18 protein-coding genes are annotated in these 14,683 nt (G+C 48.7%); 7 read left to right on the top strand and 11 right to left on the bottom strand.

The features are described from left to right. Nucleotides 1-16: 16 nt before the first annotated feature. The 8 genes from MTH_RS04235 to MTH_RS04200 form a co-directional block, all read right to left on the bottom strand. Nucleotides 17-775 carry a pyrroline-5-carboxylate reductase family protein gene (locus MTH_RS04235; protein ID WP_238374249.1) on the bottom strand — a complete coding sequence of 253 codons (759 nt, stop codon included), beginning with the start codon at nucleotides 773-775 and terminating at the stop codon, nucleotides 17-19. After that, complete coding sequence (locus MTH_RS04230; RefSeq protein WP_048060921.1) at nucleotides 775-972, bottom strand: hypothetical protein; 198 nt, start codon at nucleotides 970-972, stop codon at nucleotides 775-777. The genes MTH_RS04235 and MTH_RS04230 overlap by 1 nt, the downstream gene beginning before the upstream one ends. A gap of 26 nt (nucleotides 973-998) precedes the next feature. Continuing rightward, entirely contained in the window at nucleotides 999-1,229 is a 231-nt protein-coding gene (locus MTH_RS04225; RefSeq protein WP_048060920.1) for an MTH895/ArsE family thioredoxin-like protein, read from the bottom strand. A gap of 54 nt (nucleotides 1,230-1,283) precedes the next feature. Beyond that, a complete protein-coding gene (locus MTH_RS04220) occupies nucleotides 1,284-2,252 on the bottom strand; it encodes a permease (RefSeq protein ID WP_048060919.1) in 969 nt (322 codons plus the stop codon). A gap of 194 nt (nucleotides 2,253-2,446) precedes the next feature. After that, nucleotides 2,447-3,382: a site-specific tyrosine recombinase/integron integrase gene (xerA, locus tag MTH_RS04215; RefSeq protein WP_010876526.1), complete on the bottom strand. Its 936-nt coding sequence runs from the start codon at nucleotides 3,380-3,382 to the stop codon at nucleotides 2,447-2,449. A gap of 60 nt (nucleotides 3,383-3,442) precedes the next feature. Beyond that, complete coding sequence (locus tag MTH_RS04210) at nucleotides 3,443-4,948, bottom strand: Lon protease family protein (protein ID WP_010876525.1); 1,506 nt, start codon at nucleotides 4,946-4,948, stop codon at nucleotides 3,443-3,445. Between the two features lie 21 nt (nucleotides 4,949-4,969). Next, entirely contained in the window at nucleotides 4,970-6,115 is a 1,146-nt protein-coding gene (dnaG, locus tag MTH_RS04205) for a DNA primase DnaG (protein ID WP_010876524.1), read from the bottom strand. 59 nt (nucleotides 6,116-6,174) lie between these two features. Further along, nucleotides 6,175-6,591, bottom strand: coding sequence for a toprim domain-containing protein (locus tag MTH_RS04200; RefSeq protein ID WP_010876523.1), 417 nt, complete (start codon nucleotides 6,589-6,591; stop codon nucleotides 6,175-6,177). Between the two features lie 145 nt (nucleotides 6,592-6,736). Between MTH_RS04200 and MTH_RS04195 the strand changes: the two genes are divergently transcribed. The 5 genes from MTH_RS04195 (at nucleotide 6,737) to MTH_RS04180 (ending at nucleotide 10,047) form a co-directional block, all read left to right on the top strand. Next, entirely contained in the window at nucleotides 6,737-7,030 is a 294-nt protein-coding gene (locus MTH_RS04195) for a DUF211 domain-containing protein (protein ID WP_010876522.1), read from the top strand. A 19-nt stretch (nucleotides 7,031-7,049) separates the two neighbouring features. Continuing rightward, nucleotides 7,050-7,697 (top strand): RraA family protein, encoded by a 648-nt coding sequence (locus MTH_RS04190; RefSeq protein WP_238374247.1) that lies wholly within the window; start codon nucleotides 7,050-7,052, stop codon nucleotides 7,695-7,697. A gap of 9 nt (nucleotides 7,698-7,706) precedes the next feature. Further along, nucleotides 7,707-8,753, top strand: coding sequence for a UPF0104 family protein (locus MTH_RS04185; RefSeq protein ID WP_048061258.1), 1,047 nt, complete (start codon nucleotides 7,707-7,709; stop codon nucleotides 8,751-8,753). Nucleotides 8,754-8,839: 86 nt separating this feature from the next. After that, a complete protein-coding gene (locus MTH_RS09540; RefSeq protein ID WP_010876519.1) occupies nucleotides 8,840-9,118 on the top strand; it encodes a Gar1/Naf1 family protein in 279 nt (92 codons plus the stop codon). Further along, entirely contained in the window at nucleotides 9,115-10,047 is a 933-nt protein-coding gene (locus tag MTH_RS04180) for a transcription initiation factor IIB (protein WP_010876518.1), read from the top strand. The genes MTH_RS09540 and MTH_RS04180 overlap by 4 nt, the downstream gene beginning before the upstream one ends. 166 nt (nucleotides 10,048-10,213) lie before the next feature. Here the strand turns inward: MTH_RS04180 and MTH_RS04175 are convergent, their stop codons facing one another. Further along, nucleotides 10,214-11,971, bottom strand: a complete 1,758-nt coding sequence (locus MTH_RS04175; RefSeq protein WP_010876517.1) for an MJ1255/VC2487 family glycosyltransferase — start codon at nucleotides 11,969-11,971, stop codon at nucleotides 10,214-10,216. Nucleotides 11,972-11,983: 12 nt separating this feature from the next. Further along, nucleotides 11,984-12,970, bottom strand: coding sequence for a hypothetical protein (locus MTH_RS04170; protein ID WP_010876516.1), 987 nt, complete (start codon nucleotides 12,968-12,970; stop codon nucleotides 11,984-11,986). A 95-nt stretch (nucleotides 12,971-13,065) separates the two neighbouring features. Between MTH_RS04170 and MTH_RS04165 the strand changes: the two genes are divergently transcribed. Next, a complete protein-coding gene (locus MTH_RS04165; RefSeq protein ID WP_048060918.1) occupies nucleotides 13,066-13,845 on the top strand; it encodes a sulfite exporter TauE/SafE family protein in 780 nt (259 codons plus the stop codon). A gap of 126 nt (nucleotides 13,846-13,971) precedes the next feature. Continuing rightward, nucleotides 13,972-14,451: a DUF308 domain-containing protein gene (locus MTH_RS04160; RefSeq protein ID WP_143485815.1), complete on the top strand. Its 480-nt coding sequence runs from the start codon at nucleotides 13,972-13,974 to the stop codon at nucleotides 14,449-14,451. 5 nt (nucleotides 14,452-14,456) lie between these two features. Here the strand turns inward: MTH_RS04160 and MTH_RS04155 are convergent, their stop codons facing one another. Next, the gene (locus tag MTH_RS04155) at nucleotides 14,457-14,660 is read right to left on the bottom strand and encodes a DUF2116 family Zn-ribbon domain-containing protein (protein ID WP_010876513.1); all 204 of its coding nucleotides are present in this window, start codon (nucleotides 14,658-14,660) and stop codon (nucleotides 14,457-14,459) included. Nucleotides 14,661-14,683: the final 23 nt, after the last annotated feature.

The following is a 14,683-nucleotide window of genomic DNA, read 5'->3' as shown; positions in this document are numbered from 1 at the left end:
CCTCCTTAGGGTGCTGTCACTCCGTCAGGCTTTGGTATATTCTCATAAGACTTTTCCTGTAGATGGCCCTTATATCATCCTCTGCATCCTCCAGGGGCTTCACAGCTATGAGGTCCATAACCATATCCCTGTTTGGGTGTGAATACAGGGCCTCCACTGCGCCTGATGCCATGGAATGCACAGCGGTTGCAGCCTCATCAGGGGACATGCCGAACTCAACAGCCAGTTTTTCCAGTTCAGCCAGCTGGAACCATAGATAAGTCGGACCCATCGCAGTTATAACGGCGTATGCTTCAAGTTTGTCCTCAGATACCTCTGGAAACTTTCCGAGAGGTTCAAATAGTGATTGAAGTATTTCCAGGTCAGTCCCGGTGAGTTCATCTGCCGCGCTGAAGGGATTGTAGCCCCTGTTAACAAGAGAGAGGGCGTTGGGTATGACCCTCGCGACCTTTGGGTGGTCCAGTGCCTGCTGTATCTCCTCTATTCTGATCCTGGGCGCCAGGGACACTATCAGTGATTCAGGGGAAGGGGACTCCATTTTGTTCAGAACATCCTTCAGGACAGGTGGATGCAGTGCAAGGAATATCACATCTCCTTCCATGCTGCTGCAGTCAGCTGATGTTTTAACCCCGAATTCATCTTCAAGGCTTCTGAGGGAATCCTCATCGGGGTCGCACACCATCACCTCCCGGGGTAGTTTACCTGCCCTCTGGAGGCCCCCGAGGATTATTCTGACTACCCGGCCACCACCCAGGAATGTTATTCTCATCTCCATCACTTCATCTTTTTTTCACAGTCCATGCAGTACTCGGTGTCCCTGTCGGTTTTGAATAGTTTACCGCAGCCCTTGCAGTTTACGTACCTCAGCCCTGACTTCTTCTTCTCAAGGATGCCTGTCTGGCAGGCGCATGCCTTTGATGAGATCATTGCCTTTATTTTTCCATCAAAGCCCTTTTCTTCATCTTTGACCATAGTCATCACCATGGAAATGAGGGGTTTCAGGAGAGGATCTTCTTGATCTCTTCCTTTGAGGCCACCCTGCCCATGATTTTCAGTTCACCATCGACTGCCAGTCCTGGAAGGGCGGTGAGTCCTGCCTCCAGTATCTGGTCCATTTCCTTTATCTTTTCGAATTCGGCATCGATTCCAAGTTCTTTGACTGCTTCTCTGGCGTTCTTTTCGAGCATCTGACAGTTTGCACATCCTGTACCATATATCTGTATCTTCATCATTTCACCTCAAATTCCAGGTTGAACCTGTTAACATGACATGTTGTAGATTCTCTAGATTATTAGGTTGAATATGTATCCTGTCAGTGTTATTGAGACTGCCAGGATTGCTATGAATGTGGCGAGGAGCTTTGGCTTCATCACTTTCCTGAGGATTATCATCTCGGGGAGTGACAGGGCGGTTATTGACATCATAAGTGCCAGCGCGGTTCCGGCAGCCATTCCCTTCTCTATGAGGGCTGATATGAGGGGGATGGTTCCGGCGGCGTTTGAGTACAGCGGCACTCCTATTATAACTGCCATCGGAACAGCGAATATATTGTCTGCACCGGCATATTGGAGGAGGAAATCCTCGGGGAGATAACCGTGTATCCATCCCCCGATGGCTATTGCTATAACTATGTAGGGTGAAACACGGCGGAGTATATCCTTCATCTCATTCTTGGCTATCACGTACCTCTCCCGGAGTGTTGGTTTTGGTAGTTCAACATCGGCTACCCCCAGCGCCCTCATCTTCTCCAGTGTCTCGTAGACGTAATCCTCAAGTTCGGTTTCCATTTTAAGCTTTCCTATGAGGATTCCGCCAAGAACTGCGATTATGAAACCTGATAATATATAGAAGGCGGTTATCTGCCATCCGAACAGTCCAAGGAGCAATATTATTGCTATCTCATTTATCATGGGGGATGATATGAGGAATGAGAATGTTGCACCCAGGGGCACGCCAGCTTCAACGAAGCCTATGAACAGTGGCACGGCTGAACATGAACAGAAGGGGGTGATTATACCAACCAGGGCTGCTATGAAGTTTCCTGTGTACCTGTGTCTCTTTTCAAGTGTTTCCTTAACCTTGTTGGGCGGTATATATGTTCTTATGAATGATATGACAAATATGAGTGTGGCGAGAAGTATGAATATCTTTATGGTGTCGTATATGAAGAAGTTAACGGCGCTTCCGAGGTGGGAGGCCGGTTCAAGGCCCATGAGATTGTATGTTACATAATCGGCGAATTCCTGTAACAATCCTTTAACCTCCAATCAATATATTCAAATTTATGGATATAAAGGTAAATTGGGATTGCCAGTATATATAACTTTCCATGGTTCGATGAAGTCACTGACCTTCTGAAAAATTAAGCCCGCCCTTGAAGGAAGAATTCAGGCAATCTTCTGGCTCCTGACCTGAATTTTATTGAAATAAATGAAAAATAAATTAATTAGAGGAGTCTGGCCCTGTCATAAACATTTTTAAGGGTCTGCATATCCACACTGGTATATATCTGTGTCGTTGAAAGGTTTGAATGGCCCAGAAGCTGCTGTATGGCCCTTATATCCACACCGTTCTTGAGGAGGTGGGTTGCAAAGGAGTGCCTCAGTATGTGTGGGGTGACCTTCTTCTTTATCCCGGCCTTCCGTGCATAGTTCTTTATCATCATCTGAACGTACCTGGGGGTGAGGGGATCGCCGAAACGGTTGAGGAACAGGTACTCGCTTTCATGAATCCTTCTTTTGAGGTAATCCATGAGGAGATCACGGGTGTTCTCATCAAATAGGACTATACGATCCTTATCACCCTTACCCCTGATCCTTATGGTCCTCTCATCAGGGTCTATGTCATTGATCCTGAGTGAGACCAGCTCAGAGACCCTGAGACCCGATGAGTAGAGAAGTGAGAGTATAAGGCGGTCACGTGTCTTTATGAACCTCCTTATGACGGAGCCATCATCAGCCACCTCAACGGCGTTGATGAGACTTTTGACCTCATCCTCATTGAGGGACTTGGGGAGGGACTTGGTCCTCTTGGGGGCCTTAACCTCCTCCAAGCAGTCTATGCCACTGAACTCAAAGAACTTCTTAACAACAACGGTTACAAGGTAGATATAGTTCTGTGTAACCTTTTTATCCCTTTTAAGGTACTGTATATACCTCTTGAAGGACCTGAGGACCCTCCGGTCATCGTAGAGGTCATCCTCATTCATCAGAAACTCATAAAAGTTTTTAACAATTGATTTGTACGTCTTTATCGTGTTTGGAGAGTAATTCCTGATCTCAAGTTCAATGAGGTAATCCTCAATGAGCTCTGGAAAATTGTAACGTTCAAGAAGACCCTGCCTTTCCTCTGACTCCCTCTTCATATTCATGGTATCTACCATAAATATCCACTTAAACCTTGCGGATCATGCACTCATCGAACTCATCTGATGCAGTTCTCACTACATGTAGCTGCGGTCTATGTTCTCACTGCTGTATCCATGCTGTGACATCCTCTGGGAGCTTGATAGATCCTTCTCGAGGGCCTTCTCATAGCTCTTGTATCTTCTTATTATCTGGTCCTCAACTGAAACGGCCTTCCTTATGGCGACCTCCATGTGCCGGGTCTCAATGTAGGGGCTTCCATCCATAACTGCAAGGTCCCCGGCCATCCTCACAACCCCTCCGAGGTCCCGGAGCCTGAGGGTGAGGGCGTTATCAACATCATCCACGGCCCTTGCCCTCCGTCTAGCCTCTTCAATGAGGAGTTCAACGGCAGCGGCACGGGCATGGGGTATCTTTCCATCGAGCTCTATCTCCTGCGCAACGAACTGAGCTATCTTTGCCCGGTTCTCATCGGTATCAGGCATTGTGGTGTTCAGAAGAAGCTCATAACCCTCTCCCTGGATCCTTGATCGCAGAGGGGGGAGTATGTACTGGAGGTCCGCAATGTTGCAGGCACCGACAAATATGAAGTCACATGGAACCTCATCGACCTTGACGGAACTTCCAGCACTCTGGGGGTTCCTACCGACTATGGGGAATGTTTTATCCTGCATTGCGCTGAATATGAACCTCTGAAGGCCTGCAATGTGAACTATCTCGTCTATGAAGAGGACACCCTCATGGGCCTCATGGATGGCTCCCGGCACAACGCGTTCATAGGGCTGGGATCCAAGGTCAGGGTGACCTCCGTAGGGGTCATGGCGGACATCTCCCAGGAGTTCGGTTTCACTGGCCCCTGTGGCCTGGACAAAGGTTTTTCTATCAAGGGGTACTATGACGTTCCTGGGCTTCTCCTCAACGATCTGCCTTCGCTTTTCAAGGGCCCTCTGATCAAGTACCTTGATCTCCTCACCACCAACCCGCTCATAGATCACAACCTCCTCAACACCATCAATGATCCGGGTCGTTGTCACCCTCTTCTGGGGGACGCTGAGGCTCCCTGAACTCATCTCAAACATTCCAAGGAGGTCTCCGATATGTTTTCTCCGGGCCTTAATGTGTGAAAACTTGTCCCCACCACACCGCGGGCAGATACTGTTATAGGCGCTGCTGTACTCCCCGCAGTGGATGCACTTGAAGCCCAGGCGCTCTGCAACAGCATCAGGGGCGCTCTGGGGGTCTATGAGTTCCCCCTCAGCCCTTTCGATTTCAAGGATTTCATCCTCGATCTCTTTCCTGTTTTTTATCTCAACGAATGGTCTCTCTGGCCTTTCAGGGTTGTGGACAACCGTTATCTCCTCAGATGGTTCAGGCAGGTGAAAGGATATTGCCTGGGCAAGGAGTGATTTTCCTATGCCCGGCGGTCCAACAAGTAGCAGGTGTCTACGCTGCTTAGCAGCTATCTTTATCATTGGCATGACATCTTCATGCCCTATAACCCTTTCAAGGGGATCCTCAGGTATCTTAACGTCTTCCGTGGTGTTTATGTCCTTCAGATACTCACGGTTCATATCAACATACATTTTTGATGCCTTCTGTTAATTTCAGGTGTGACCGGTTATAAGCTTGAGGTTGTGGGGTTTCTTAACTATATCCCCGCTTCTAACGGCCACAAGGTATCTGAGACCCTTCTCGAAGGAGAGGTCAACCAGGCGCTGTGTTATCACACCATCAAATACCACGGCGTAGGGGTGGTTGTTGACCCTGCTCAGTTCGTCATAGAGGTTCTCCACCTTAACCTCCCTGAGTATGTTCAGGGCGTCGTCGAGTATCTCGGCGTTTCCGGTGCCCTCAAGCTCCTTCAGGATGTTACGGAGGAGCACCATCTTGTCCTCTGTCTTCTTCTTCTCCTTCTTCATTCCAAGGTCATGGTAGAACTGTTCAACAGGCACCTTGTTACGCAGGGCCATCATTATCTCGTCCTTCTCAAGGTCCTCCACCTCCTTGCCCTTAGGGGCCCTGGTGACGTAGTCTATTTCACCAACCTGGAGGAGTTCCTTGAGTATGAGTTCACCGCCCCTGTCACCATCAACGAAGGCGGTAACGGTCTTTTTCCTGGTTAAATCAGCCACGGTTTTCGGTACACTGACACCCTCCACTGCTATGGCGTTCTTTATACCGTACTTGAGGAGGTTGAGCACGTCTGATCTTCCCTCAACCACCAGTATGGCGTCTGAAGTTTCAACGTTGGGGCCGGCCGGAAGTTTCTCCTCACCGTACTCGGTGATCTCATGGACGCGCATGGCCTCCTTTACCTCCTCGATCATCTTGAGGCTTTCGGGAGTAACCTCCTCCATCATGCTTGCGTAGATCTCCTTGGCCCTCTCAACGACCCTCTTACGTTTAACTGCCCTGACGTCCTCGACCTTGGTGACCTGGATGTAGGCCTCGCATGGCCCGACACGGTTTATCGTTTCCAGGGAAGCCGCAAGTATGGCGGTTTCAACACGGTCAAGGCTTGATGGTATTATTATCTCCCCCTTTGATTTACCACCACGTGATGTTATGTTAACCTTGATTCTACCGATCCTTCCTGTTTTCTGGAATTCCCTGAGGTCAAGGTCGTTGCTGAGGAGGCCTTCGGTCTGTCCGAATATCGCCCCCACGACATCTGGTTTCTCTACGATTCCATTAGCGTTAATTTGAGCGTGAATGAGGTATTTAGTTGTGCTTATCTCTTCTTTTCCCATGTAAACCCTCCTTTTGAGGAATGACTGGTTATCAAATTGAAGTGTGATGATAACAGCATTCAGATATTATCAAGGGGGTACGGGCATACCTCCAGCTTCAGCCTTTCAATGTAAGAAGGGAGGCTCTGTATATCCTTGATGTATCTGCGTGTCATCCCCATGAGTCTACGACGTATCCTGAGGTCTGGATCTGCTCCAAGACTCTGCATGTCCCTGTAGAGTCTTTTTGCAAGTTCACTGCCCTTCCGGTCAAAGTCTGTGAGTATTATGACCCTCGATGTCCGGGATGCCCTGAGAGCAATCTCCGAAAGGCTCAGTCTGGTGCCTGAAACCTTTATGAAGGGACCGTTGACGCCCAGCTCCCGCAGGGCTTCTTCATCCTTACGGCCCTCAATTAGTATGGGTATTCCCTGCTCTCCCTGATATTTAAGTTCCTCTAACTCATCGGTTATCTGCTGAAGCTTGATAAGAGACATATCTGGCCCTTTAATAACTTGATAATATCTATATCTTATATGACGATACTGATATATAAAATAATCAGAGGTGTGTTTCTGGGCTATATTTAAATATCTATGTTATCATAATACTATATCATTTTAACAGATTCATGGAGGAAAGATGGTGGCTAAGGGCCTTATTAGAATCGTTCTGGATATACTGAAACCCCACGAACCCATAATACCTGAATATGCAAAGTATCTGAGTGAACTGAGGGGTGTTGAGGGAGTTAACATCACCCTCATGGAGATCGACAAGGAAACAGAGAACATCAAGGTGACCATCCAGGGGAACGACCTGGATTTCGATGAGATAACAAGGGCAATAGAGAGTTATGGTGGTTCCATCCACAGTGTTGATGAAGTTGTAGCTGGAAGGACCATGGTCGAAGAGGTCACAACTCCCCAGGATTGATTGGATGGCCAGGAGAGGTATGAAACCGATTGATCGTCTCAGGAGGCTCAGTGTACCCGAGGACCCTGTCAGGCTTTTATCTGGGATATCGGCGCCCCAGATTTCCGATGCACTCAAAAGTGTGACCGGAGAGGTTGGCGTGATACCCTCAATAAAACCGGTGAACAACCTGCGTGTCTGCGGTAGAGTGGTCACAGTCAGGACATCCCAGCACGACTGGGGGACGTCCGTCATGGCCATTGATGCTGCAGCACCAGGGGAAATTATTTTTATAGGTGCTGATGGTGATGAGAGGGCTGTGTGGGGTGAACTCACCTCTAAGACCGCCATGAAAAGGGGTATCGCAGGGGTCGTTATCTATGGATCCTGCAGGGATATTGATGCCCTCCTTGAACTTGATTTCCCTGTATTCTCAAGGGACTATGTGCCCTGCGCGGGGGAACCCCGTGCCGAGGGGCAGCTCAATGTAGACCTTGAGTGTGATGGTGTCATGGTTAAAAAGGGGGACCTGCTCCTCGGTGATGAGTCAGGTGTGGTTGTTGTGCCCTCCGAGGTTACAGGGGAAGTCGTGAAGGCCGCCCTGAAGGTGAGGGAGAAGGAGTCCTCAATAGTGGAGGGTGTTGAAGGCGGAATTTCCCTTTCAGAGATCCTTGGCCTTCGAAAGTAGTTGGTTTCCATGGAAGAGAGCAGCGTATTTGATTACATCCGAGAGAACAGAAGGACCATCGTTCTCTCATTCCTTGCGGTTGCTGTTGTAATATTTCTCATAGGTTTTTTCGCAGGTTTCGGTGATATTCTGAGGGCACTTGAGGGGACCAGCCCCTATTTTCTTGCCCTCAATTTCGTCCTGGAGGCCATTATACTTATCCTGTGGACCCTGAGGTGGAGGCTCATCCTGAATGTGGTTGATGATGCTCCATCCTTTCCGAGGCTCATGATGCTTCTTTTTACCAGTATCTTCGGGAACAACATAACCCCCGGGGCTGCCGGTGGTGAGCCACTGAGGGCCTACCTTCTGCGTGAGGTTGAGGGCACACCCTTTGAGATTGGTTTTGCATCATCCACAGCGGACCGGGTCTTTGAGTTCATACCCTTTGCCCTGATCTCCATTCTCTCTGCGGTGCTCATAATGACCTGGGAGATATCCATCTGGACCAGGATAGTTGTCAGTGTGCTGATCCTTGTGACCATTGCAGGGTTCTCCCTGGCGGTCTATGCGGGTATGAACAAAAAAATAGCCCAGAGGATAGCCCTTTCTGTCACAAGGAGGCTGGTTTCATGGTTCTCAAGGTTCAGGGAAGGGGGTATCAGTTTTGCAGGGATACACGAGAAGGTCATATTCTATATAAATCGATTCAATGATGGCTTTTCAACTGCAATAACAGACAGGAGGGTCTTTGTCATAGGATTCTTCATATCACTGGGGATGTGGGCCCTTGATGTTTGTCGACTCTATGTCTGCTTCCTGGCTGTGGGTGTCTCACCACCTGCGGTTCCACTCATAATAATCTACACAGTCGGGATCCTAATATCCCTCCTTCCGATTCTACCAGGGTCCCTTGGGTTGAGAGAGGGGATACTTGTGGGCCTATTTGCAGTTGCAGGGATAGGCGCCGATTATGTCATGGCAGCCAGTGTTGTTGATAGGATCGCAAGCTATATTGCACCGACATTGATAGGTCTCATTGCGGCGATCTACTATGGAAAACAGATGACCTCATGACACCCAGCCCTAATTTTATATAAAATTATCGAAACATTTATATACTAGTAGTTAGAGAATACAGTATATAAAATTTTCGGTGAATTATGAAGGCTTTAGGGAATATTTCACATGTCTCCAACAAGGGAAGGATCATAGCACGTTCAGATAGAACACAGCAGCTTGGAGCACCTGTTTTTACTTCCGATGGGAAAAGGATAGGAAAAGTGCACGATATCTTTGGACCTACACGGAATCCATACATATCCATAAAACCATCTCGTGCAATAAATCCTGAAAAGTTTGAGAACCGAGTTGGAGAGACTTTATACGTGGGTATAAAGAATGTGAAAAAATGGGGGCGAAGGAAACGAAGGAGAAAATGAGGTCTGATGTTTCTGAAATAGAGAAGGAAACAAAATGCCCTGAGTGCGGCTCCGATGACCTTAGGGGCGACTACGAAAGGGCTGAAATAGTCTGTGGAAAATGTGGTCTTGTCATAGACGATAACCTGGTTGATATGGGTCCAGAGTGGAGGGCCTTTGACCACGAACAGAGGGATAAGAGGACAAGGGTAGGAGCACCCATAACCTACACCATACACGACAAGGGTCTATCAACAATGATAGACTGGAGAAACAAGGACATATATGGAAGGGACATACCTGCAAGGAACAGGGCCCAGTGGTACCGTCTGAGGAAGTGGCAGAGGAAGATAAGGATATCAGGCGCCACCGAGAGGAACCTTGCATTTGCCCTCAGCGAGCTTGACCGTGACTCATCAAGGCTGGGGCTCCCCAGGAGTGTGAGGGAAGCGGCCTCCATGGTATACAGGAGAGCCGTTGAGAACAAACTCATCAGGGGAAGGAGCATTGAGGGAGTGGTGGCAGCATCACTCTACGCTGCATGCAGGAAATGCAACGTTCCAAGGACCCTTGACGAGATTGCAGAGGTTTCAAGGGTGAGCAAGAAGGAGGTTGGAAGGACCTACAGGTTCCTGACAAGGGAACTCAACATAAAGTTACCTCCAACATCCCCGGTGGATTACGTGCCAAGGTTTGCAAGTGAACTGGGCCTATCAGGTGAGGTACAGTCCAAGGCCATTGAGATAATTGAGATGGCAATGGAGAACGGCCTCACATCAGGAAGAGGTCCAACTGGGGTTGCAGCAGCGGCCCTCTACATAGCATCGGTCCTCCTCGGGGAACACAAGACCCAGAGAGACGTTGCAGAGGTTGCAGGTGTAACAGAGGTAACCATAAGGAACAGGTACAAGGAGCTCACAGAGCAGCTTGATCTTGGCGTGACTCTCTAGTTACACATAATTTTTTCAGGTTAGAGAACTTTGATGTTTTTGTGACCCTCGGGTCACACATAATTATTCTATTAATTCTACAAAGTTTTGATTTCTTACTCTATTCAAATTGTATCTATTAATTTTCTACTGTCTTTCACAGGATTTTCCTTAAAAAATTGCATTTTCAGCATCCTCGAGAGCACTCATCTATGGTCCTCTTAAGGGCTTCTATGATCTCGTTGTTACCACCATCATAGTCCTCAAGGTTCCTTCTGTAAATATCCAGCCTGTCAAGGAATCTCTCAAGGCTTTCCCTTTCGGTTTTCTCATGGAACTCCCCGTAACCGAGCTTCTCAAGGTAAACTGCATTCAGTATCTGCTCGAACTGTCCCCTCACGGGAACACTGTAGACGGGTTTCCTGAGGTACAGGGCCTCACTTATAAGGGTGAAGCCTCCATTTGTTATAACAGCGGCTGCAGACTCAAAGTCCCTGAAGAACTGATCCTCATTGAATCTCCTGAAGGTGAGGTTCCCATCAACCCCCTCCCTGTCAAAGCCATAGACAACGAATTTCCTGTCAATGGACCTGAGGAGCTCAAGGAGCTTCCTGTTTGACTGACTCGTCTGGTACACCATCACGTGATCTCCATAGTATGGCTTGAGGTTCATTATCTTCTCCCTGAGTACAGGGGGATACATGGATACCTTATCGGGGTTTTTAACCTCCGGGAAGAAGTAACTGGTTATCAGATAACGTCTGGGCCTCACAATGAAGGACCTCACAACGGCCTCGGCCTTCAGCTTATCCCTGCGGAACCTCTCAGGGTACTCTATACGGCACTGGGTTATAACGTGCATGTTATCGATGCTTATGAGGGGGATCCTGAGCATGTTACTCACAACACTGGCATAGAACTCAAAGTCAGAGACCACCACATCCGGCTTGAAGTCCCTTGCGATCCTGTAGAGGAGTCTCAGGTTCTCCTTGAGGTCCCTTGGGAAGGTTTTCATGGCCCTCAGGAATGTTTTAACGTCGTTTACACTGTTATCCTCGTAGACAGTGTTGAACCCGTATATCTCATGGACGTTATCGAATTTACTGCTCAGATACTTATAGGCACGGTCACTTGCAAATATGAGGACTTCATGGTCCTCTGTGAGTTTATCGAGGATTACGCCACTGCGTATCGCATGACCCATACCCTCACCGCAGACAGAGTAGAGGACCCTCCTCTTCCTCCTGGAGTGGCCGAATTCATAGCCAAGGTCACCTGCACTGACCCTCTTACCCATGAAATCATAGATGGTGCTCCTGGTGTACTTGAATGCAAGGTTCTTGAGACCCTCCTTTTCCAGTCTCCTTATGGATACCAGGACCCTGGGTTTCCTGAGGACCTTGAACCTGCTTATCTTCCCTATCCTTTCAATGTAGTCTGTATCCTCTCCAAAATCCAGGGATTCATCGAAGCCACCCACCTTCTCATGGAGCTCCCTGCGTGTCAGTATGCCATAGCATCCGGCTCCATGGGGTTTTATGGATTCAACCAGTATCATGAATCTGTTGGCAAATTCATGCAGTATCTTATCGCGCCTCCTCGTTGAGATGGGTATCATCTGGGTTATTGCAATTCCAAGGTCCTCTGATTCAAACTCCTCAACAGCATCCCTGAGGTACCCGTCAGTGAGGACAAGGTCGGCGTCCAGAAAGAGCAGCAGTTCGCCCCTGGCAGCGGCAGCTCCCCTGTTTCTCCCCACCGCGGGCATACCCCCATCAACAACCCTGCAACCGTATTCTCTCGCTATCTTCCTTGTATTATCATCTGAGTCTGCATCTGCGACTATAACCTCATAATCATCGAAGTCCTGATTCCTTATGCTTTCAAGCAGTCCTGGAAGATATTCCTCTTCATTGTATGCGGGTATGATTATGCTGAGCTTCATTCCTGATCCTCCCTAGAAGAATGAAAAGAAGTTCCATGTCATGAAGAAACCATGGCATCTTCCATCGAGGCGAGCTGTGAGTTTATTCAGAAGTTCCATCTCGTTCTGGTCTGATGAGAGCTTTAGGATGATTCTATCACCCTTCTTCTCCTCTGAGAGTACATGAAGTCCGTCGAGATCGAGGTTACCTGATGGCTCGAGTACAGTGACCTCATAGTATTCCGGGACTGATCCGAGGATCCCCAGGAGTATTCGCACGGCTATGAGGCCCCCTATTATCAGGGTGGGGACTTTAAGGTTGCCCGGACTGAAGGGGACCCTCAGGGCGCTCATGCCGAGTATTCCGGATAGACCCACAAGGGCGGGGGTTGAGAACAGGCCCCCGTCGATTATCCCTATTATGGTTGTGGCGGTTGCGAATATCACTATTGCAACATGGAAGTCCCTCCGGTCCCCTGTTGAAAGGAGGCCCATCAGATAGATTACAGGAATCACCGTGAGGGTCATAGGCAGCAAAAAGGGGATGTAACCTGCCAGCGAAGAACCGGTATGGATTCCTGATGATGCAGGGACAATGAGACCCGTCAGGGGACTCAGACTGGCCTTGAAGACGTGTGAGTGGGTTATGCTTGTTGATGCCGGGGGATCCATCGATATGAAGGTGGTGAGGGGTGATACACCCATACTGAGGCGTATCAGGACCTCTACTGCAGTCCCTGTGAGGTATGTGATAAAGGCAAGGAGGGCTGCGATGTGGAGGTAGCTGTTTTTATCAAGACGTGAAGACTTCCCCACCAGCCCATCCTCCCTGAAGAGGGGTGCCAGAATGAACATGGTCCCCATTACGGTGAAGAATATCACGTCCTTGCCCTCTGAGGAGCCCATGAGGAACACGTGTGTGAAGGGTGTTATGATGTGATCCAGAAGGTCTGTCACAAGGAGTGTGACCGCCACTCCAGTGAAGATTATGCCGGCTACCATGAACCTCTCTGATCTCAAAGTTATTCACCCAGAAGAAATTTAATAACTAACAGCATGAGATATGAAACTCTCCACTTATAAATTATCGTGGTCAGCAGTTAAAGGGGTTGAATATGGATCCATTAATTTATGTGGCGGCACTTTTATTCACGGGACTTCTGGCTGGACTTGCAACCGGCCTTCTCGGAGTCGGCGGTGGCTTCATAATAGCCCCGGTGCTATTCTTTCTCATGGAGGCAGGGGGCACACCACCGGATATTGCCATAAGGACGGCCTTCGGGACGAGCCTTGCCATAATCCTTCCAACGGCCCTCAGCGGAGCCCACTCCCATTACCGGAGGAAGTGTGTCGATTCCAGGATTGGAATCACCATGGGCGTTCTTGGTGCGTGCGGTAGCGTGGCAGGTGTTTTCACAGCTTCAGCATCACCCGCATATGTCCTCAGGGCGTTTTTCGGTGTTTTACTCATTCTGGTTTCAGCACAGCTCCTTCTATCATCCAGAATTTCGCCTTCAGGGTTTGGGCGGAATGCAGCATTTCCCCTTGGCTTCCTGGCAGGTTTTCTATCCGGTCTACTCGGTATCGGTGGGGGTGTGGTCCTGGTACCGCTCCTTGTGATGGTGGCGGGCTTTGATGTCCTCGAGGCCGTTGGTACATCCTCCCTTGTAATTGCATTTACGGCTGCATCGGGGACCATCTCCTACATCTTCACAGGGCCAGGGGGCCCCTTCACTGTCGGTTATGTTAACCTCCTTCAGTTCCTGCTTGTTATTGTTATGAGTGTCCCTTCCTCACGGCTGGGGGCTCTAATCGCCCACAGGGTTGATGTGAGGTACATAAGGTACATCTTCATAATCCTATTACTGTTTACAGGTTTGAAGATGCTTCTATGATGGGTTCATGTCCGTAGAAGGCAGGGATTAACAGGATATATAATCAATGATGGTTTTCAGGTCAGAGAATGCAGAGATTAACAAAATATATAAAATCAGATGAACATATTACAGAATGGTGAGATGATGCTGAAAAAAGGGATGGGTCTCCTTTCGGTTATTCTGGGTATCGTGTTTCTGGTATCACCTGTTTCCGGTGTGACGGCCATAAGCATACTGACGGGCCTTGTGCTTTCTGCCCTCGGGGTCTGGATGCTCGCAAATGCCATCAGAGGGCGGAGGTACATGGAGGTGGGCGTGCTCTGGATGGTCTTTGCGGTTATAACCCTTGCAGTTGGCCTCATGCTGGCCTTCAGGGTCTTCCTTATAAATGAACTTGCAGGAGCCTGGCTTTACGTTACAGGGATCCTTCTTCTGGTGGCTGCAATGCTGATCCTTTCAGCAGGCTCCCAGAGTTACCTGAAAAGAAATGCGGGTATAATGAGTGCCATTTTTGGGGTCATATACATTCTCATGGCTGCACTCTCATTCAACCCGGTGTTTGTGGGTCTGGCTGTGGGTGTAATCCTCATAGTTTACGGGGTGGCTGTACTCAGATCCCCATAAAAGGTTCAACCTCTAATTGAAAGTACAACCCACACCACAATGAAGAGGGCGAATACCAGGTAGAATATCATACGTGTCCTTCTGACCCTCTGCTGGTTTTTTGAGAGGATCTCCTGACACCTCTCTGAACAGGTTACCTCATCCATGGGTATCGGGGTACTGCATACAGGGCAGTGCTTGTGTGGTTCAACCATAACTATTACCTCCATTAAATTTTGATTACATCTCAGTA

This window comes from Methanothermobacter thermautotrophicus str. Delta H (genome assembly GCF_000008645.1).
Lineage (GTDB): Archaea > Methanobacteriota > Methanobacteria > Methanobacteriales > Methanothermobacteraceae > Methanothermobacter > Methanothermobacter thermautotrophicus.
Note: the sequence above shows the minus strand (reverse complement) of the source record. Positions and strands in the feature narration are given on the sequence as shown.